The following is a 19,757-nucleotide window of genomic DNA, read 5'->3' as shown; positions in this document are numbered from 1 at the left end:
AGAGAACTCTTCAGGGGATCGTATAAACCGCAATCTCCCGCTCGATGCCGCGCAGCGAGACCTCGTGCGGCACGGGCGTCAGCGCGTTCCTGTGCAACAGATCGGCGGTGAGATTATCGTCGACCACCGCACGCGTGGCGAAGATCGCCTGTGCGTTGGCGAGGTTCTGGACCCGCGAAGCAATGTTGACCGTCTGGCCGAAATAATCCTGCCGCTCGTTCATGGACACGGCTATGCAGGGGCCGGCATGAACACCGATCTTGAGCAGAAGGTCCTCGCGCCCGCTTTTGTCATTGAGCGCCCGCATGGCGTCGCGCATCCGCAGCGCCGCGGCAATCGCACGGTCAGGCGTCGCGAAGGTCGCCATCACCGCATCGCCGATCGTCTTCACAACCGCGCCTGCCTCCGCCGCGACGATCTCGTGCAGAACCTGGAAATGCTCGCGCACGAGATCGAAGGCTGAAAGATCGCCCACCCGCTCGTAAAGCTCGGTCGATCCGCGCAGATCGGTGAACAGGAAGGTCAGGCTGGTGATCTTCAGGCGCTGGTTGATATCGAGCGTATCCGTGCGATAGAGATCCCGGAACGTCTGGTTGGTGAGCAGGCGCTTGGCGGTCACGAAGGGCCGGCGCTTGCCCAGGAAATCATGCAATACCGGGCAGGCGATGAAGACCGTCGGCAGCACGCGCGTGTCGGTCCTGTTTTCCAGCGAAATGCGCAATGGGCCGGGTTGCATCTCCAGCGTCTGGCTCTGGACATGGTCGCGGTCGAAGGCCAGAGAGAGGTTTCGCCGCTCTTTTGCCGGTTCGCCCTTCGCGTCGATGAACTGGGCCGAATGCGTGACCGGCTCGAAGATGATGATGAATTGGGGCGGAAGCTGGATGTGCAGAACCGCCTTTTCACCGGGCGCAAGCTCGATATCTTCCAGCGAGAACGCTTCCATCTTTTCCGCCAGATCCTCGTCCGGCAGATCGGCCCCGGACGCCCAGTAGATCTGGCGGTAATATTCCACCAACGGCAGTTCGTGTGGATTGTGGGCGGCAATCCTGCGCACGCGGGGACTGACGGTGAATGTCACCTCGACCATCTCGTCGAGGGTCGGCGAATAGCCCTGGGAGCACAGCGCGCAGGTGTATTCGTCCTTCTGCATGGTTTTCAGCGTGGCGTTGGTGTCGAGCACGCCGCCACAGCCGGGGCACAGAACATTCCAGGAAATGTCGAAGATGCCCACCCGCGCTGCATGGAGAAAGGCGCTTATGGTGCGTTCCTCGTCGAGGCCATGCTTGCTGGCGAAGGCCAGCGCATTGATGCGGCAAAGTTCGCGGTCCTTGCCCTCGGCGATGGTTTGCCGGATTGCGTCGATTGCCTGCGGATCGACATCGGTCGATTGCCGCAGAAGCGAGAACAGATCCTGAGCTTCGGTCATCGTGCAGGCTCCGGAAATTGCGCCGCTAGAGCATGATGCCGAAAGGTGTGAAGCGGTTTTCGGACGACATCATGCTCTTCCTGATTCAGAGGCGGATTCAGATTTCAGGTCGGACAGACCTGAAATCATCCGGCTCTAGGCGTGTTGGCCGGACCGATCTTCGACCCGAACGCTCCATCATACTGCTAAACGGACCGGACGGCCATTCGAATGGACAAGCCTGGTGACAGGTCAATTTCCATTTGTTGAATTCCAAACTATGATAGCCCATGGGGCATTCATCTCTGGGGTTTTCTCCATGCCGACACGCGACAACCCGCCATTTCCGGCGGCCCTGCGCCTTTTCTCGGCGGGGGTCATCATCGTCCTGATCGTCGGGGCCGGCCTGTTTTTCGCGCCTGCGCTGGTCAAGCCGCGCTGGCCCTGGGCCGTCACGCCGTTCAATGCCCGCTTCCTCGGCGGCTTCTACACCGCCGAAATGGCAGTGATGGCGGCGCTGCTGGTCTGGAATCGCTGGTCGCCCGGCAGGCTCGTGCTGGTCATGGCCTTCATCTTCACCGTCATCGTGTCGGCGGCTTCGTTCATCAATCTCGGTTATTTCAACTTCGAGCGCAAAGCCCCCTGGCTCTGGTTTCTGGTCTATCTTGCGTCAGCCGCGGTATCCGGGCTGTTCCTGTGGCGGGCAAGGGCCCGCCCTTCTGCAAAAGGCGTGATCTTGAACCCCGCATGGCGCGCCTACCTACCGGTGGAAATGACGATCCTCGGGGCCTACGGCGTCGGCCTGTTGCTGTTTCCCCTGACATTCGGTGGCTTCTGGCCATGGCCGATCGATGCTTTTCACGCCCAGGTCTACAGCGCCATCTTCCTCGCGGGTGCAGGCGGCACCTATCTCGTCTGGAGAAGTGCGCCGCGTGAGGAATTGCTGGTGCTCGGCCTGGCGCAGTTTCTGGTTGGCCTGCTTGCCGTCCTTGGCCTCGTCATCACCGACGCCGCCGTGCACCGGATCGACTGGACGGCGGCCGGGACATTGTGCTGGCTCGCCCTTTTCGGCTGGATCGGCGTCAGCGGTATCCTCAAACTCTACGCCGCCCCCCGGCATTTTGCCGCGCAATCGGCATAGGTCGCAGAGACGGCTGGATTTTCAGGTGACGTCCGGTGCATCGTTCCGGGCATATTGCCTCTGTCCTTTGTTCTGACGCAATTCCGGACGGAAAACCGCTCACACTTTTCCTGGAATTGCTGTAGCCGGAAAAGCCATGACCAGCACGCCACCCCTAGAGAAAATCCAGCCGCAGCTCCGGGCCGTCCGGCCAAGCGATGCCGAGGCGCTTTGCGCTATCTTCAATATGCCGGGCTTCCGCTGGGGCACGCTCAGGATGCCGTTCGAGATGGTGGAGCAGGTGGAGCGGCGCATCGCCAAGTCCGGCCCGGAAACCACCTGGATCGTTGCCGAGTTGGACGGCAAGGTTGTCGGCCACGGCAGCCTGGTCGCGCAGGGTTCGCCGCGCCGCTCGCATATCGGCGAGATCAATATCGGCCTCGACGATGGCTTTGTCGGCAGAGGCATCGGCTCTGCCATCCTTGGCGCGCTGCTCGACGTGGCCGACAATTGGCGCGCCCTGAAGCGGGTCGAATTGAGCGTCTATGCCGACAACGAACCGGCCATCCGTCTCTACACAAGCCATGGCTTCGAGGTCGAAGGCCGGCATGTGAAGGCCGGTTTTACAGACGGGCAGTACCACGACCTCCTGAGCATGGCCCGGCTGCGGTTCTGATGACCACCGTCCCTGCCCTTGCCCCTCCGGTGGACATTTTGGCCGTGCTGTCGCTGCTCTGCCCGGAGGTCGTGCGTGACATCGAGCAGAACTGGAATGCACCGGTTTCCGATTATGCCCGCCATCTGTGGCGGCCGGTGGCAAGGCCTGGATCGGCCCCGTCGATCGCTGCCCGCTCGATCCTGCGCGACGTCCTGCAGCAGCGCCTCGGTGCGATCATGCAGCCTGAAGCGATCGGCAAGGCCCTCAACGAATTCGACCACAGACCGGTTATCCAGTCCGGCCTGCACTGCCTGCTTCTGATGGATCGCATCACCTTCGATGCCCTGCTGCTTGCCTGGCTCGGCGCGGTCGAAAACAGGCTGTCGGCTTTTTTCGGCTTCATGGGAACGACCATGACCATGGAGACAACCGGCCGGGAGGGGCCGGGATGGCTCGATGTCGGCGACGACAAGGTCAATTTGTTTGGCATGGGGCGCCACAAACTGTGCCGCAAAAGCGCCTGCGCGGCCGGTCCCGTCGCCCTCAACGGGCGCGCGCTCGAAACGGTGGGCAATGAGACGGATGCCAGAAGCTGGCTGGGCACGCTGCTTGCCAGCCAGGACAAGGTGTTTGCAACCGCCGCCGATGCGCTGACAGAACTCAACGAGGATCTGGTCGCCGATTGGGATCGTTCCGGCATGGCTCGGCCGGTTTTCATCGATGATAGGCTGGCCGCGACTGTCGTGTCGCGGCATCTGGAAGATGAAGGCAGCCTTCTTTCCAGGCTGCTCCTCGAGCCCGCAAGGCGCCGGCGTCTCGACCATGCCTTGCAAGAAGCCGCATCGGGCCCATTTGGCAGGTTCCTGCCCAATGCCACGGACTATTTCTGGGGCATCCGCGAGCAGCGCGTGCGCAAGCTCGTCCTCGAGAACGGGCGGCTGATCGAGCCTGACAGGCCGCATGGTCTTTCCATCCCGTTCGAGCGGCCGCATCTCCAGCAGGCACTGCTGGACGGCCTGCTTTTGCCGGACTTGTTCCTGATGTTCCTTGCCCTTGCCATATTGCCGCGCGTGCGGGTTGTGGGCGGCCTGAGACAGATTGGCTATGTCGCGCTTTTCCACTCGATCCTGCTGGCTGCGCTTGATGAAAACGCGCCAGAAGAGCGCGATCTGGCCGCCGAGCTGCAGGTTCGGGAAAATGCCTGGGGCATGCGGGTCATCGATGAAAAGATCTCGGTCCGCGAGCAGCTTGCCGGACTGCCGGAAGGGGCGCTGTTCCCGGACCTGCTGCGGCAATACCGGTTGCGGACATTTGCCGAGACGACCGATGACCTGAAACCGGTTCGCGAAAACGCCCGATGGCGCAAGATCGGCCGGGCCTCGGGCCTCTGATCCGGCCGGGCTTTAGCCCGTCATTGCACCACGCCGGCCTTGCGGAGCCCCTCTACCATCAGTTCGAAATCGGCAGGGTTCTTGTAAGGCAAGACCTTGCGACGGTGTTCCAGCGAATAGGCGGGATTGACGCGAAGCAGGTCCTGCCATGCCGTATGGGCCTCCTCCAAACGGCCCAGATGGCCGTAGCATGCGGCCAGAAGCGCACGCGAGACGTCGGTGACAGCGTTGCGAGCCAGCCGTTGCAGCAAGAGGTCGACGGCCTCTTCGTACCTTCCCAGTTGAAACGATGCCAAAGCCTGGAAGTGCAGAAGCACATCCGGAAAGTATGGATTCAAGGTCTTTCCCCGGGCGAAACTCTCTAGCGCCTCCGCGGGTCTACCCGAATAATACAGCGCCTCGCCGCGGGCGACGTGCGCTTCGGCGAAGTTCGGATTGAGAGCTATCGCGCGCTCGACCTCGCCGATGGCCTCATCGTGCCGTCGTGTGTAAAGCTTGGCCGATGCCAGCGCCCAGTGCGCCCAGGGATTGCTGTCATCCAGCGTTACCGCTCGCGTTGCTGCCTCTTCCGCTTGCGCCATCGAGTCCGACGCACCCCACCTGTTGAGGTAATCGAGCCCGTGCGTGAGGGCTAGGAAAGCGTGGGCAGAGGCAAATTTCGGGTCCAGTTCGATGGCCCGCTGCAAGAGCTCGCGGGCCGCGACGTTCGTGTCCTTCGTCAGCCGGTGCCACAGCTCCCGGCCCCGCAGGAAACAGTCATACGCCTCCGGATTGCGCTGGTGTTCGGGCGCCAGCCGCAGACGGTCATCGTCGGTCAGATTGAGCGCCAGCGCACCGACGATGTGCTGCGTCACGTCATCCTGCACGGCGAATATGTCGGTCAGATCGCGATCGAACCGCTCCGCCCAAAGATGGCCGCCTGAAATTGCATCGATGAGCTGCGCGGTGATGCGTACCTTGTTCCCCGACTTGCGTACGCTGCCTTCAAGGACATAGCGCACGCCGAGCTTCGTGCCGACATCCTGCACATGGACGTTCTGGCCCTTGAAGATGAAGGACGAATTGCGAGCGATGACGAAGAGCTGTGACAGTTTGGACAGCGCCGTGATGATGTCTTCGGAGATGCCGTCGGCGAAGTAGTCCTGTTCGGCATCACCGCTCATATTGGCGAACGGCAGCACGGCGATCGACAGTTTCGGCGGCGCTGCCGCAGCCGGAGGGCTCGTCGGGGTTTGCGAGGTCGCGGCCACCTTGGCCCCGGCGCCGACTTGCAGCGAATACACCCGGATCGGCTCGGCGATGTTCTTGAGCTGTGTGCTGCCGAGATCGCTGACCGAGAGGTCAAGCCTGGCCTTGACCTGGCGATAGGCATCCTCGGACAGGCAGATGGCGCCGGGCGCCGCAACGCCCTCCAGACGCGAGGCGATGTTGACGCCGTCACCCATCAGGTCGCCATCGCTCTCTTCGACCACGTCGCCCAGATGGATGCCTATCCTGAACTCGATGCGGCGCTCCTGCGGTACGCCGGCATTGCGCTCAACCATACCGTTTTGAATCTCAACGGCGCAGCGCACGGCATCGACCACACTGCGAAACTCAACCAGCGCCCCATCTCCGGTACGCTTGATAACCCGCCCGTGGTGCACTGCAATGATCGGATCGATCAGGTCGCTGCGCAGTGCCCGCAACCGCGCCAAGGTACGATCTTCGTCCGCGCTCGCGAGCCGGCTGTATCCGACCACATCTGCAGCCAGGATTGCGGCCAGCTTACGGTTCTCGCTCATGGGTCGCCTCCTCATCTCCATCATAGCAGGAAGACGGCGGGACGAGGGAATTTTCGCAAATCACGGCCACGCAGCCGCGCTACCGGCAGCGCTCTGACACCAGCCCACGCGGATGCCCATTTGCGCTGCCGCACCGACCAGTTCGGCGTTTATCCGAGCACGGCCTCCACAGTGGCGACAAAGTCATCGAGCGAGCGGTCGCCGCGAATCTCGATGCGCGGAAGGTCGATGAGATCGCTATCGAGGTCCGCCGGCCCGTGCCTGCGGCCGAAGCCTACTCGATAGCCGCACTCCCTGGCCAGCGGGCCAAGCCGTCGGTCGGTGACGGAGAAGGGTGCCGCGAACGCCGTGGTTGGACGGCCGGTCCAGCGTTCGATGAACAGACGAGAGCGCAGGAGCTCGGCGGCCAGGTCAGCGCTCGACAGACCATCGATGGCGCGATGCGTCGCCATGTGGCTGCCGAAGAAGGCGCCTTCGGCAGCGAGGCGTCGCACCGTCCCGGCGCCCATAAGCGGCGTCGGCGGACCGATGTCGGTGTCCCACTTTGCACTTTCGCCCACCAGGTCCGTCACCAGGAACACTTCCGCGGTCAGGTCGTTGGCGCGCAAGATCGGCCAGGCATGGTCGGCGAAGTTCTGGAAGCCGTCATCGAAGGTGATGAGCACCGGGCGGCCGACGAAAGGCTGACGGTTGGTGATGAACTGCTCCAACTGCTCGGAGCCAATGGCGTGAAAGCCATTGGCGCGCAGCCATCCCATCTGGCTGGCGAATGCGGCGGGCGTGAGCCGAAAGCGAGCGAGCGCGGCCGGACCTTCATCGGCAACGCCGTGATACATGAGGACAGGGATATGCTGGCGCTGCTCGTTACGTGCGACGTCGCGGCGCAAGGCTCGCGCCCCACCCCAGACGATATTTCGCGCGACGCCGATTTCGATGGGCGCGCGGATCGGCACATGATCGATCACCGGGTCCGTCGCCACATCGCCCGGCGATAGGCGGCGGAAGCGGTCTATGCGGTAGAGCTCGGTCTGGATCGATTGCTCGAAGACGAGGCCTTCGGTCGCCGCCAGCGTCTCGGAGATCGCCTGGGCACCGAATGTGTTCCAGTCGAAGCCCGTCTTTTCGACATTGTCACGCAACACGAATGCGTGTGCGCTGATGAAGCTGCCGCCAGGCGCCAACGCCTCGGCGAATTTCCTGGCGATGCGCCGTAGCTCGGCGAGGTCATCCAAGTAGTAGAGCACTTCCGAACAGACGATCAGATCCATCTCACCCGGCAGCGTGTCGGCAGCGAAATCGAGTACGCCGAACTCGACATTCGGCTGATCGTTGCATCGGGCGCGGGCTCGCTCGACGGCTATGGCGGAAATGTCGGTTGCGGTCAAATGGCCGACGCGAGGCGCCAGCTGCCGCGTGAAGTGGCCCTCCGCGCAGGCCAACTCGAGCGCCCGCCCGATGGGACCGGGAGGCAGGATTTCGAGCTGGCGCTCGTATTTTTCCTGCTCATAGGACGAACCGTAGTTCCACGGATCCTCGGTCGCGAAATAGCTGTTCCAGAACGCCGTGCGATCCCTGTCGTGCTTGTCCGCGACCCGTGCCCGGCGCGGCGCAACAGGCTCTGACGGTTCAGCGCTCGACCGAACCAGGTCGCGCGCCTGTGCGGCCAATTGCGCGAGTTTGCCGAAGTGGCTGTCCGGATCGGGCTCGCTTCCCGCCATGGTCAACGATGCCTCGGCTGCAGGCGTGTTTGACGTGGTCGCGCCGGCGCCCTTTTGCGGTGCAGGCGATCCTCCCGCAAGCCGCTCAGCAGGCACTACATCCAGGATCAATTCAATCCAATGATCGCTCGTCACAGTCCCGAGTGCACCGAACTGCACTACAGCCTCGATCCGGCCATCCAGCATCAGATGGGCATAAATCTGATCGATGCCTTCCGGCAGTTCGGTCGCGGTCGGATTGCGAGCGTCGACGCGAACTCCGAGCGTTCGCGCCAGCCTGCGCGGCGCGGCAAGATCGTCGGCTTCGAGAAGCATTTGCTCAAGCTGGTACTGGACGCGGCGAGCTGCTGCGGGATTGTCCCAGATCTTGCCGAGTTCGATGATCAACGCGGTGGTTGCGCTGCCGAAGCTGTCCCACCGGGCAGCCAGTTGCCCCGGCACCGAAAGGCTTCCTGCCATGAGGCCATCGAAGATTACCTTGGCAATCTCATGCGCCCACTTGCGTCCCGCCGGGAGCGCGCGCAGGGGCTGCGGGTCGACCAAGCGCGAGCCTGAGCCGCATTCGGACGCGGCGTTCCGCAACGCCAGCCAAGCAAGCGCTTCGGATGCGGTGCCGCCTTTCGCCGAAATTGAACCCGAGGGATTGTGCGCCACGCCGTCTTACCTGCGCCTGGTTCTGAGGGAGAACAAGTGTCCCGCAACGCGCTTACATCGCCGGTCTGGAAAAAGCAAAAGGCGCCCCGAAAGGCGCCTCTTCATCGCTTGATTCCCCTAGAGGAAACTGGAGCGGGTGAAGCGATTCGAACGCTCGACCCCAACCTTGGCAAGGTTGTGCTCTACCCCTGAGCTACACCCGCTCACACGGCCCTTTGGCCGCAAGCCGGGCCTATATGGCTGAAGAGCGCGGCGATTGCAACAGGGAAATGACGGGCTTTTTGGTCGCGCCAAATCGCTTGGCCGAACCTTGTCGGCCACGCGGGTGGTTCATCGACTTCCCGCATGACGGTCTTGTCTCGGCGGCATCATTGGCCGTAAACGGCTTTGCCGCGCGCCGATACAGGGGAAGACCACCAATGCCGAAGACCGAAGCCGAGCTTTTCGCCTTTCTTGCCGATCTCGGCATACCAGTGTCGACCGTGCGCCATCCGCCGCTCTATACGGTCGCCGATTCGCAGTCGCTGCGCGGCGAGATACCGGGCGGGCACACGAAAAATCTGTTTCTCAAGGACAAGAAGGACAATTTCTTCCTGGTCAGCGTCGGCGAGGAGGCGGTCGTCGACCTGAAGCAGATCCACACGATCATCGGCGCCGCCGGCCGGGTGTCGTTCGGCAAGCCGGAGATGCTGATGGAACTGCTCGGCGTCATCCCGGGCGCCGTCACCGTGTTCGGGCTGATCAACGACACCGAAAGACGGGTCAAGGTGGTGCTCGACCAGGATTTGATGGCACATGCGACAGTCAACGCGCATCCGCTGACCAATGAGGCGACGGCGTCAATCGCGTCCGCGGACCTCATCAGATTCGTCGAGGCAACCGGACATGATGCTGCTATCTTGAAAGTCTCGGCTTGATCGCCACATGGATGGCGAAAACTGACCTCTAGTTAAGGACGTCGCGCTGCTCCGCTGGGCGCGATCGGAAGGGCGACGACATGAGCGACAACAACAATCCGTTTGGCGGCCAATTCGGCGGCAATTCTGGCCAGTACACCACGTCCGTGCAATATGGCGGCGCCGAGCCGGCCAAGTCGGCACTTGGCCCGACACCCGGCGCAGCACCTGCCGCTGGCGAGCTGATCAAGGACACCACGACCGCCACTTTCGCCGCCGACGTCATCCAGGAATCGCGCAAACAGCCGGTACTGGTCGATTTCTGGGCGCCGTGGTGCGGGCCCTGCAAGCAGCTCACGCCGCTTCTGGAAAAGGCGGTCGAGGCCGCCGGCGGCAAGGTCAAGCTGGTCAAGATGAACATTGACGATCATCCCTCGATCGCCGGCCAGCTCGGCATCCAATCGATCCCGGCGGTCATCGCCTTCAAGGACGGCCAGCCTGTCGACGGCTTCATGGGCGCCATCCCCGAGAGCCAGATTGCCGAGTTCATCACCAAGGTCGGCGGCAAGGGCAATGGCGCGCCGCCCGTCGCCGAAGCACTGGCCGCGGCGGCGGAAGCGCATGCGGCGGGCGATGCGCAGACCGCAGCCGACATTTACGACGCCATCCTGGCGCAGGCGCCGGAGACGATCGAGGCGATTGCCGGGCTGGGCGAGCTTCTGTTCGAGGCCGGCGACAGCGACGGCGCCGAGGCGCTGCTGGCAACGGCGCCGGAGGCCAAGAAGAATGCGCCGGCACTTGCCGCGCTGCGTGCCAAGATGACGCTGGCTGCGGAAGCGGCAGCACTTGGCAATCCAGCTGAATTCGAGCAGCGACTGGCCGCCAATCCCGGCGACCACCAGGCGCGTTTCGACCTCGCCATGATCCAGAACGCCAAGGGCGAGCGCCATGCGGCGGCCGACAATCTTCTGGCGATTATAAAAGCCGACCGGACGTGGAACGAGGACGGCGCCAGGGCGCAGTTGCTGAAACTGTTCGAGGCCTGGGGCATGACCGACGAGGCGACGCTGGCGGCACGGCGCAAATTGTCGTCGCTGCTGTTTTCCTGAGCCGTTTGCCGGCCAAATTGCCGGGGCGTGGCTGTCGGGCCTTGCGGTCGGCGGCCGCCGCGCCAGATTAGGCCGATAACATCGCGCCCGAAGCGGGTCGGAGGAGTGAAGGTGCAGGTCGGAAACGCATTTTACCGGGTCGGCAAGGATCTGCCGGCAACCATTCCGGTGTTTCCGCTTGCCGGCGCGCTGCTGCTGCCGGGCGGGCGCATGCCGCTCAACATCTTCGAGCCGCGCTATCTGCAGATGGTGGATGAGGCGATCGCCGGCGCGCGGCTGATCGGCATCGTCCAGCCCAGCCTCAATGGCGCGTTGCGCGCCGACGGCGAGCCGGAACTGTGCAATGTCGGCTGCGCCGGGCGCATCATCTCGATGGCCGAGAGCGGCGACGGCCGCTATCTGGTTTCGCTGCAGGGCGTCTGCCGTTTCCGCATCACCAGCGAATTGCCGGTGAAGACGCCTTTCCGGCAATGCAAGCTGGCGCCGTTCCTCACCGATCTTGCCGAAGACCAGGCGGCAAGCGAGGTCGACCGGCCGGCGCTGTTGAAAGCGTTTCGCGCCTATCTGCAGGCCAACGATCTCGAAGCCGATTGGGAAAGCGTCAGCCGCGCCGAGAACACCATGCTGGTCAATGCGCTGTCGATGATGGCGCCCTACGGACCGGCCGAGAAACAGGCGCTGCTGGAGGCGCCCGACCTGAAAGCCCGCGCGGAGACGCTGATCGCCATCACCGAAATGGCGCTGGCGCGCGAGAATGAGGACTTTGGCTCCAGCCTGCAATAAGGGCTGAGCCGATGGCTGAAGGGGGATCCAATGGCTGCGGATGGGCGTGACGGCAAGTCGGTCAATGTCGATCCAAAATTGCTGGAGCTGCTGGCCTGCCCGCTGACCAAGGGGCCGCTGGCCTGGGACCCGGTGCGCGGCGAGTTGATCTCGCGGCTTGCCAAGCTCGCTTATCCCGTGCGCGACGGCATCCCGATCATGCTGCCCTCGGAGGCGCGGACTATTTCGGCGGAAGACGTGCTGTCGCCGCCGCGATTGGGTGGGCCGGGCTGAAGGGCCAGGGGTGGTTCAAACGGACCTCAGCCTAAGAAGCCATTCTGTTGGCGATCCTTGCGCCCCCCTCTGCCCTTGCCGGCATTAATGTCATGGGCTCCCGACCGCCCTGCACTTGCCTACTGAAAATTCCGCCCCTTGGGCATGACCCTTTCAGCTTTGTCCGAGAGGGTGGCAATGTCGGGCCGGGCAGCCGGCGTCATCTCTTCCAGCAGCACCGTCAGCCACGGCGTCAAATCCTCGATCTTCTCGGCGACGATGTGGATGACGTCGGATTCCGACTGCAGCTTGCCGGTGACCTTGACGAAGCGCGCGCCCATGACGATGGGCCGGAAACGGGTAAAGGTCCGCTCCCAGAAAATGACGTTGGCGACGGCCTTGTCGTCTTCCAGCGTCAGGAAGATCGCATTGCCCTTGCCGGGCCGCTGCCGCACCAGCACCAGGCCGGCGACCGAGACCCGCCTGCCGTCGCGCACCGAGCCGAGATTGGCATTGGGAATGACGCCGGCGCGGTCGAGCCGCTCGCGCAGGAAGGCGACCGGATGCGCCTTCAGCGACAGGCCGAGCGCGCGGTAGTCGTGGATGACGTGCTCGCCGAGCGGCATTGTCGGCAGTTTTGTCTCGGGCTCGAGTTCGCGCAGCCGGATCGCCGGCTGGTCGAACAGCGGCAGCCGTTCGGCGGCGCTCTTGCCATCCAGCGCGCGCACCGCCCACAAGGCTTCACGACGGTCGAGGCCGAGCGAGCGGAAGGCGTCAGCCTGCGCCAGTCTTTCGATTTCGCCGACATCGAGGCCCGAGCGCAGCCAGACATCCCTGACGCTTGTATAGCCGGCGCCGCGCCGCGCGGTGAAAGCTTCCATACGCTTCTCGGCCAAGCCCTTGATCTGACGGAAGCCAAGCCGGACGGCGCACCGGGTCTTGATGACACCGCGCATTTCGGCATGGCGCGCAAGGATGCGGCCCGGATCGAATTGGGCTTTCTCCAGGGTGCAGTCCCAGTCGGAAAAATTGACGTCGACGTCGCGGATATCGACGCCATGGTCGCGCGCGTCGCGCACCAGCTGGGCCGGCTGGTAAAACCCCATCGGCTGCGAATTCAGGATCGCGGCGCAGAACACGTCGGGATAAAAGGTCTTGAACCAGCAGGAGGCATAGACGAGCAAAGCGAAGGAGGCGGCGTGGCTTTCGGGAAAGCCGTATTCGCCGAAGCCTTCGATCTGCTTGAAGCAGCGCTCGGCGAAGTCTTTGGTGTATCCCTTGCCGACCATGCCGTCGATCATGCGCTGGCGGTAATTGCCGATGGTGCCGGTGCGCTTGAAGGTGGCCATGGCGCGGCGTAGTTCGTCGGCTTCGCCGGGTTTGAAACCACCGGCGACGATTGCAATATTCATCGCCTGTTCCTGAAACAGCGGCACGCCGAGTGTCTTCTTGAGAATAGCCTCCAGCTCTGGCTTTTGATATTCAGCCGCTTCCTTGCCCTGCCGACGGCGCAGATAGGGGTGCACCATGTCGCCCTGGATCGGGCCGGGCCGCACGATCGCCACCTCGATGACCAGGTCGTAGAATTCGCGCGGGCGTAGACGCGGCAGCATCGACATCTGCGCGCGCGATTCGATCTGGAAGACGCCGAGCGTGTCGGCGCGGCAGATCATGTCGTACACGTCGTTCTCTTCCGGCGGCAGGGTGGCCAGCACATAGGGTCGGCCGTAATCATCCCGGGCCTTCGGATAATGGTCGGTGAGCAAGGTGAAGGCGCGCTTCAGGCAGGTCAGCATGCCAAGCGCCAGAATATCCACCTTCAGGATCTTCACCGCGTCGAGATCGTCCTTATCCCACTCGACCATCTTGCGCGCCTCCATCGCCGTCTTGACGATGGGGACGATCTCGTCGAGCCGGTCGCGGGTAATGACGAAGCCGCCGACATGCTGCGACAGATGCCGGGGAAAGCCCATGATCTCGTTGGCGTGGGCGATCACGTGACGGGTCGAGGTCTCGTTGCGGTCGAGGCCGCCGGCATGCGCCTCCTTCTCGCCGAGCTCCGAGGTCGACCAGCCCCAGATCGAACTGGAGAGCGCAATGCGGACATCGTCCGATAGGCCCATGGCCTTGGCCACCTCGCGCAGCGCCGAGCGGCCGCGATAGCTGATGACGGCGGCAGCCAGCGCGGTGCGCTTGGCGCTGTATTTGGAGTAGATGTACTGGATCACCTCCTCACGCCGCTCATGCTCGAAATCGACGTCGATGTCGGGCGGCTCGTTGCGCTCCTCGGAAATGAAGCGCTCGAACAACGTGTCGATGCGCTCGGGGCCGACCTCGGTGATGCCGATGCAGTAGCAGACGATCGAGTTGGCGGCCGAGCCTCTGCCCTGGCACAGAATGCCCTCATTGCGGGCGAACTGGACGATGTCGTAAACGGTCAGGAAATAGCGCGCATAATTCAGACGCTCGATCAGAGCGAGCTCCTCACTGATGCGCTGCAAGACGGAAGCGGGGACGCCCGCCGGATAGCGCGTGGCGGCCCCCTCCCTGGCCAGACGCTCTAGCTCGGCCTGCGGCCCAAGCCCTGATTGCGTCGGCTCGTCGGGATAATTGTACTGGAGGTCGCTGAGCGAGAAGGTCAGTTCGCCGGCAAAGCGCAGCGTCTCGGCCAGCGCCGGTGGATGGCGGCGGAAGAGACGGGCCATTTCCAGCGGCGGCTTCAGATGGCGCTCGGCGTTGGCCGTCAGCTCCAGCCCGACCTCGGCGACCGGCAAATTGAGGCGGATGGCGGTGAGCACATCTTGCAGCGAGCGGCGCTCGGCGCTGTGATAAAGCACGTCGTTGGTCGCCATCAGCGGCACGCCGGCGATGTCCGCCATGCCCGCCGCCTGCTCGATGCGGAAACGGTCATTGCCGCGATAATCCGGCGCCATGCCTAGCCGCAAATTAGCGCCGAAACGGTCTTTCAGTTGACGGACCAATGCCAGGGGATCGTCGGCATTCGCCGAGAGATCCGGCAGCACCGCCAGCGACAGCAGGTCGCCCCATTCGAGCAGGTCGCTGCGCTGGAGAAGGGTCGCGCCCTTCTCGTTTTCATCGCGCAAATTGGCTTGCGTCAGCATGCGGCAGAGATGGCCCCAGCCCTTGCGGTTCTGCGGATAGGCGAGAATGTCCGGCGTGCCGTCGCCGAACACCAGGCGGCAACCGGGGTGATAGGCGAGCTTCTCGACCTTGGCCTGCTGCCAGGCGCGCACGACGCCGGCCACCGTGTTGCGGTCTGCCAGTCCGATCGAGGAAAAGCCGAGGAATTTGGCCGCCACCACCAGCTCCTCCGGCTTGGAGGCGCCGCGCAGGAAGGAGAAGTTCGACTGGATGCCGAATTCCGCATAGGGGATGACGGTCAGCGCGTTCATGCGAAGACCCCATGCATGAACCAGCGCGGCGGCACCTGCGGGTTGCCATAGAGGCCTTGCCGGTAGAGCCAGTAGCGGCGGCCGTCGGCATCCTCGATCCGGAAATAGTCACGCGTCGATGTGAGCGGATCGCTTGACGTTTCACGCCACCATTCCGGCGCGATGCGTTCCGGCCCCTCGGCGCGCGCGACCCGGTAGAGCGCGCGGCGCCAGCGGAAATTCATCGGCGGACCCTCAGGCATTTCGGTGGCCGGCACCTCGATCGGCTCGGGCGAACGGAACAGCCGGATCGGCCGTTCCGGCGGGAAGATGGTTGCGCGCGGCGCGTCTTTCGAGCCCGGCTTCCTGAGCGGTGTTTTGCGTTGTGGCGCTTCCGAGAACGGGATGGTGGCGATGGCGCGCTCCGGCAGATGGCTCTCGAGGGCGACCGGTTTCAGCACCGCACTGTCGCCGAGCCTGGCGCGGATGCGGTCGGCAAAGAGTGCCATGTCGGCGCCGTCATCCTCGGTCTCGCCGGTCAAATCGGCCTGCTGCATGTCGAAGCCGGCGGCCGCCAGCACCGAAAGCCGCACCAGGTCGAAGCCGTAGCCGGCATCGATGTCCTGTTCGAGCGCGGCCAGCCGCTCATGGAACAGGCGCTGGATAAGCTTGGGTTCGCGCAACGGTCGCGAGGTACCGACAGCGATGCGGCTGACGGCGCCGTCGACGCGAAACAAAAGCAGCGCCAGCATCCTTGCGCCCTCGCCGCGGCGTTCGAGATCGGCCTTCAGCGTCACCGCCAGCAAGAGCACCAGCCGTTCGATCTCGGCGGTCAGCACGACCGGCTCGGCCAGGTGGCGTTCGACCGAAAGCGGGGCCACGGGCAGGCGCGGCGATACCGCCTCGTCGAGGCGGCCGAGCGCCTGGTCGAGCCGCAACAGCAAGGTCGCGCCGAAGCGACGGGCGAGCGGCGCGCGCGGCGCTGCCATGACCGCGCCGGCGGTCCGCAGGCCGACGCTTTCCAAGCTGGCGCGGATATCGGCCTCGATGCGCAGTGCCGCCAGCGGCAAGGGGGCGAGCAGCGCTTCCTCCTCGCCGGAGACAACGATGCGGTTGCCGCAGAAGCGCGCCGCCGCCCAGGCTGCACCCGGCGTCGCGGCCAACCCTGCGCGGACATCGAAACCCTGCTGGAAAAACCGCGCAAGGATGTCGTCCAGCATGGCGCGCTCGCCGCCGAACAGATGCGTGCAGCCGGTGACGTCGAGATAAAGGCCATCAGTACCGTCGAGCGCCACCAGCGGCGTATAGCGATCGCACCAGTCGGCGAGGCCTTCGAGCAGCCGGCGATCGGCGTCCGGATCGGCCTCGACGATGTCGATCGAGGGATGCATGGCGCGCGCATCGGCAATGCCCATGCCAGGCTTCAGATGCAGCGCCTCAGCCCGCTCGTCGAGGGCCGATATGCGCTGGGCGTTGCGGTCGCGATGGCTGATCACGAGCGGTGGGTGAGATGGCGGCAGATGATCCGAAGGCCGGGAACGCCACGACCGTCCCAGGCGCTGGCGCAGGATCCGTTCTGCCGCCAGATGCGGGAACCACAGCGACAGAATTCTCTGCCCGTTTTTCGCGGGGCTTTCTTTCTTCGAATGCGTGTTCATCGGGGTTCCACTCCAGTGTGAATTGTCCAGGCAGAGCGGTGCGGCTCTTGCCGATGCTGACGGTGAAGGCAGGCCGGCCGATCGAGCCGGCGAGCGACCCGGCGATCGTCCGGCGGCTCGCCGCTGGTGCAGCCGACACGATGAGGCGCACCGGGGCGGCGGTCGGCTCGGCTTCGCCGGCCTGGCGCAGCAGGAACACCGGCCGGCCGGCGTTTTGGGCGCGCGCGTGCAGCCGGCGCGTCGCGGTGAGGTCGAGCCGCTGCGGGCTGCCACGGATTTCGAGGATGATTGCGGCGAGCGCCGTCATCTTCGCGGCCTCCTCGGCTACCCACAGCGCATCGGTGAGTTTCGGCGCCTCGGAAAACAGCAATTGCTCCGGGGCGATACCGAACATGCCCTGCAATCCCCTGGCATAGGGAAAGCCGGCCTCGCGAAAAATCTCCGATGTGCCGATCCACAGCACGGGCAAGGGCTGGCCCCTGAGGATCAGGCTGACCAGCGACAGCACAAAGCCGGCGACGGCCCCGGCATTGCGGGTCTCAAGGCCATGGATTTCGCTCAAGGCGGCTTTGGGAAGGCCGCCGCTCAGCGCCGCATCGAGGCGCTCGACGCCGGTGGCCAGGAAAGCATCCGGCGAAGCCACGGCAAGCCCGCGCCGGATGATGGTGACATCGGCATCGGGTTCAGGCGCGGCGTCGAGGCCAGGACCCGCGCGCAGCCCCTCGCCAGCCGGCGCGGCCAGGCGCTCGGGCAGCGTTCCCTCGATCTTCGCGATCTGGCGGCGCAGGGCAAAAACAGTCTCCCGCGCCACGGCTGATGTCGCCATGACGGTCAATTTCTCTCATAATTGTTCCTGTTATGTTCCTATAGATTCCAGAGGGTGCCGAAAGAGTCAAGCGGAGTCAGAAGGAATTTATTCCTCTATAGCCATTGACGTCATGGAATTACCGCTTCATTGCCGAGTCCGGAGGGAAAGCATATATGCGGGATCAAAGGACAAAGCATGGCCCGCATCTACAAGACCCGCACCTGGCATGACGAACTCTCGCCCTCGATCGAGGAGATGGAGTTTCTGGCGCTGGAGGCGTACGCGCATCTGCCGGACGATTTTCGCAAGCTGACCGGCGAGATCGTCATCATGATCGCCGAATTCCCGACCGACGAGATCATGGACGATCTGTCGCTGGAGACGCCGTTCGACCTGCTTGGCCTGTTCGAGGGCCGCGGCATCGCCGAGCGCTGGAACCCGCAGACCGGCGAAGGCCCGAACCGCATCACCCTCTACCGCCGCGCCATCCTCGACTACTGGGCCGAGAATGAGGAGACGCTGGGCGACATCGTCACCCACGTGCTGATCCACGAGATCGGCCACCATTTCGGCCTGTCGGACGACGATATGGAGAAGCTCGAAGAGGCGGCGGAGTAAGGCTGCGCCGATATTCAGGTGAAGCCGGCCTGCGAACGGCAGCTTCCTGCGCTTCCGGTGCTCGCGTACTTCAAGTACGCTCCGCTCCGGTTCTCGGAAACCACTGTTCTCGGCTCGGCCTGACCTGAATCTCGACACAGCCTGCGTCCGTGCCTGGCAAAGCCTACCAGTCGCTCAGCTTGGTATCCGGCCCGTATTCCTGGCCGTCGATATCCTTCACCACCGCCTGGCCGCAGCGCATCGATTTGGTCTTCTTGTCGTAGGCGTAGGTCGGCGAGCCGTACAGGTGCCAGCCCTTGTTCAGCGCCGCGGTCACCTTGTGGCAGAAGGTTGAATCGTCGGGGGCGGACAAAAAGCGGTAAAGTCTCATGGGTCAGATCCTGTCGTGAGTTCGTCTTTTCGGGGCGGATCATGCGCCGATGGCGGCGGCCTTCGCCAGCAATTTCTCGGCCTGCGCCAGGTGCAGCCGCTCGACCATCCTGCCGTTCAGAGCAATCACGCCCTTGCCGGCATTTTCCGGCAAGGCGAAGGCATGCTTCACCGCGCGCGCCTCGGCGAGAGCTTCGGGCGCGGGTGCAAAGGCGCGGTTGGCGGTTTCGATCTGGGCGGGGTGGATCAGCGTCTTGCCATCGAACCCCATGGCAGCGGCTTCCGTGCATTCGCGCGCAAACGCGTCGAGGTCGCGAAAATCGTTGGAGACGCCGTCGAGCATGTCGATGCCGCCGGCCCGCGCCGCCAGCACCATCTGCATCAGCCAGGCCACAAGATAGCGGCGGTCGGGCGTCGCCAGAATGCCGGTTTCCTTGACCAGATCGTTCGTTCCGGCCACGAAACAAGCTAGGCGCGAGGCCGGGTCGCGGCCGAGTTCGGCAATGGCGCCGATGTTGAGCATGGCCTTGGGCGTCTCGATCATCGCCCAGAGCTTGACGCTGTCGGGGGCAAAATTGTCGTCGAGCACGTCGCCGACTTCGAGGATATCGCGCGGCGTGGCGACCTTGGACAACAGGATGCCGTCGGGCTCGAATTTTGCCGCGGCGAGCAGGTCTTCAGTGCCCCATTCGCTGGACAGCGCGTTGACGCGCACGATCATCTCGCAGCGGCGTTTCGGTCGGCTGGCGAAAATGCCGGCCAGTTTGTCCCGCGCGGCGACCTTGTCGGCGGGCGCGACGGCGTCTTCGAGGTCGATGATCACGGCATCGCAGGCCAGCGTCGCGATCTTGGCCAGCGCCTTGTCGTTGGAGGCGGGGACGTAAAGCACCGAGCGGCGCGGGCGGTAAGGTTCGCTTGTCATGGCCGATCTATGCCGCGTGGGGGCGGGTGAGGCAAGCGTCCGACCGGTACCTGATGACGAGCCAACTGCGAAAGCTTGCGCTGCCCCGCCCGTCCCGCAGCAGTTGCGGAAGGGGGGCCTTTCCTCTCCCCCGTCGATCGGGGGAGAGGTGTGGAGCGGAGCGCGGCGGGGTGGGGGTTGGGCCTTGGGGGCCACGCGCGCCATGGGCGCAGTGGCCGTG

The 19,757-nt window shown here is 64.1% G+C and carries 16 protein-coding genes and 1 tRNA gene; 8 read left to right on the top strand and 9 right to left on the bottom strand.

The features are described from left to right. Positions 1-10: 10 nt before the first annotated feature. On the bottom strand, positions 11-1,426 hold the full coding sequence (locus tag NKJ80_RS29390; RefSeq protein WP_023698120.1) for an adenylate/guanylate cyclase domain-containing protein: 1,416 nt from the start codon (positions 1,424-1,426) through the stop codon (positions 11-13). Positions 1,427-1,724: 298 nt separating this feature from the next. Here NKJ80_RS29390 and NKJ80_RS29385 point away from each other — a divergent pair, with 298 nt between their 5' ends. The 3 genes from NKJ80_RS29385 (at position 1,725) to NKJ80_RS29375 (ending at position 4,574) form a co-directional block, all read left to right on the top strand. Beyond that, complete coding sequence (locus NKJ80_RS29385) at positions 1,725-2,546, top strand: hypothetical protein (RefSeq protein WP_023706798.1); 822 nt, start codon at positions 1,725-1,727, stop codon at positions 2,544-2,546. Positions 2,547-2,682: 136 nt separating this feature from the next. Continuing rightward, complete coding sequence (locus NKJ80_RS29380; RefSeq protein WP_023698122.1) at positions 2,683-3,201, top strand: GNAT family N-acetyltransferase; 519 nt, start codon at positions 2,683-2,685, stop codon at positions 3,199-3,201. Next, positions 3,201-4,574, top strand: coding sequence for a hypothetical protein (locus NKJ80_RS29375; RefSeq protein ID WP_031195611.1), 1,374 nt, complete (start codon positions 3,201-3,203; stop codon positions 4,572-4,574). Before NKJ80_RS29380 ends, NKJ80_RS29375 begins: the two co-directional genes overlap by 1 nt. Before the next feature lie 20 nt (positions 4,575-4,594). On the opposite strand, the gene NKJ80_RS29370 is transcribed toward NKJ80_RS29375, so the two are convergent. The 3 genes from NKJ80_RS29370 to NKJ80_RS29360 form a co-directional block, all read right to left on the bottom strand. After that, a complete protein-coding gene (locus NKJ80_RS29370) occupies positions 4,595-6,358 on the bottom strand; it encodes an adenylate/guanylate cyclase domain-containing protein (RefSeq protein ID WP_023685082.1) in 1,764 nt (587 codons plus the stop codon). Between the two features lie 149 nt (positions 6,359-6,507). After that, the gene (locus tag NKJ80_RS29365) at positions 6,508-8,535 is read right to left on the bottom strand and encodes an SAM-dependent methyltransferase (RefSeq protein WP_352498836.1); all 2,028 of its coding nucleotides are present in this window, start codon (positions 8,533-8,535) and stop codon (positions 6,508-6,510) included. Positions 8,536-8,858: 323 nt separating this feature from the next. Further along, a tRNA-Gly gene (locus tag NKJ80_RS29360) sits at positions 8,859-8,933 on the bottom strand. A 216-nt stretch (positions 8,934-9,149) separates the two neighbouring features. On the opposite strand from NKJ80_RS29360, the gene NKJ80_RS29355 reads away from it, so the two are divergent. The 4 genes from NKJ80_RS29355 to NKJ80_RS29340 all read left to right on the top strand — a co-directional run bounded on the left by NKJ80_RS29355 (position 9,150) and on the right by NKJ80_RS29340 (position 11,791). Continuing rightward, entirely contained in the window at positions 9,150-9,647 is a 498-nt protein-coding gene (locus tag NKJ80_RS29355) for a prolyl-tRNA synthetase associated domain-containing protein (protein ID WP_352498835.1), read from the top strand. Positions 9,648-9,727: 80 nt separating this feature from the next. Continuing rightward, the gene (trxA, locus tag NKJ80_RS29350) at positions 9,728-10,735 is read left to right on the top strand and encodes a thioredoxin (protein WP_352498834.1); all 1,008 of its coding nucleotides are present in this window, start codon (positions 9,728-9,730) and stop codon (positions 10,733-10,735) included. 111 nt (positions 10,736-10,846) lie between these two features. After that, a complete protein-coding gene (locus tag NKJ80_RS29345) occupies positions 10,847-11,518 on the top strand; it encodes an LON peptidase substrate-binding domain-containing protein (RefSeq protein WP_023685086.1) in 672 nt (223 codons plus the stop codon). A gap of 30 nt (positions 11,519-11,548) precedes the next feature. Continuing rightward, entirely contained in the window at positions 11,549-11,791 is a 243-nt protein-coding gene (locus NKJ80_RS29340; RefSeq protein WP_023672122.1) for a Trm112 family protein, read from the top strand. Between the two features lie 119 nt (positions 11,792-11,910). Here NKJ80_RS29340 and NKJ80_RS29335 read toward each other — a convergent pair whose 3' ends face one another. Genes NKJ80_RS29335 through NKJ80_RS29325 form a run of 3 tightly spaced genes read right to left on the bottom strand, consistent with a single transcriptional unit; the run spans position 11,911 to position 17,646 of the window. Beyond that, on the bottom strand, positions 11,911-15,183 hold the full coding sequence (locus NKJ80_RS29335) for an error-prone DNA polymerase (RefSeq protein WP_352498833.1): 3,273 nt from the start codon (positions 15,181-15,183) through the stop codon (positions 11,911-11,913). Continuing rightward, positions 15,180-16,658: a DUF6504 family protein gene (locus NKJ80_RS29330; RefSeq protein ID WP_023816098.1), complete on the bottom strand. Its 1,479-nt coding sequence runs from the start codon at positions 16,656-16,658 to the stop codon at positions 15,180-15,182. The genes NKJ80_RS29335 and NKJ80_RS29330 overlap by 4 nt, the downstream gene beginning before the upstream one ends. Beyond that, entirely contained in the window at positions 16,600-17,646 is a 1,047-nt protein-coding gene (locus NKJ80_RS29325; RefSeq protein WP_352498832.1) for an ImuA family protein, read from the bottom strand. The genes NKJ80_RS29330 and NKJ80_RS29325 overlap by 59 nt, the downstream gene beginning before the upstream one ends. Positions 17,647-17,823: 177 nt before the next feature. On the opposite strand from NKJ80_RS29325, the gene NKJ80_RS29320 reads away from it, so the two are divergent. After that, positions 17,824-18,246, top strand: a complete 423-nt coding sequence (locus tag NKJ80_RS29320) for a metallopeptidase family protein (RefSeq protein WP_023699282.1) — start codon at positions 17,824-17,826, stop codon at positions 18,244-18,246. 163 nt (positions 18,247-18,409) lie between these two features. Here the strand turns inward: NKJ80_RS29320 and NKJ80_RS29315 are convergent, their stop codons facing one another. After that, entirely contained in the window at positions 18,410-18,616 is a 207-nt protein-coding gene (locus NKJ80_RS29315; protein WP_023673921.1) for a DUF1737 domain-containing protein, read from the bottom strand. Between the two features lie 39 nt (positions 18,617-18,655). Further along, positions 18,656-19,537: an HpcH/HpaI aldolase/citrate lyase family protein gene (locus tag NKJ80_RS29310; protein WP_352498831.1), complete on the bottom strand. Its 882-nt coding sequence runs from the start codon at positions 19,535-19,537 to the stop codon at positions 18,656-18,658. Positions 19,538-19,757: the final 220 nt, after the last annotated feature.

Source organism: Mesorhizobium sp. M0030, from assembly GCF_040323695.1.
GTDB lineage: Bacteria > Pseudomonadota > Alphaproteobacteria > Rhizobiales > Rhizobiaceae > Mesorhizobium.
This window is presented reverse-complemented; position numbering and strand designations above follow the sequence as displayed.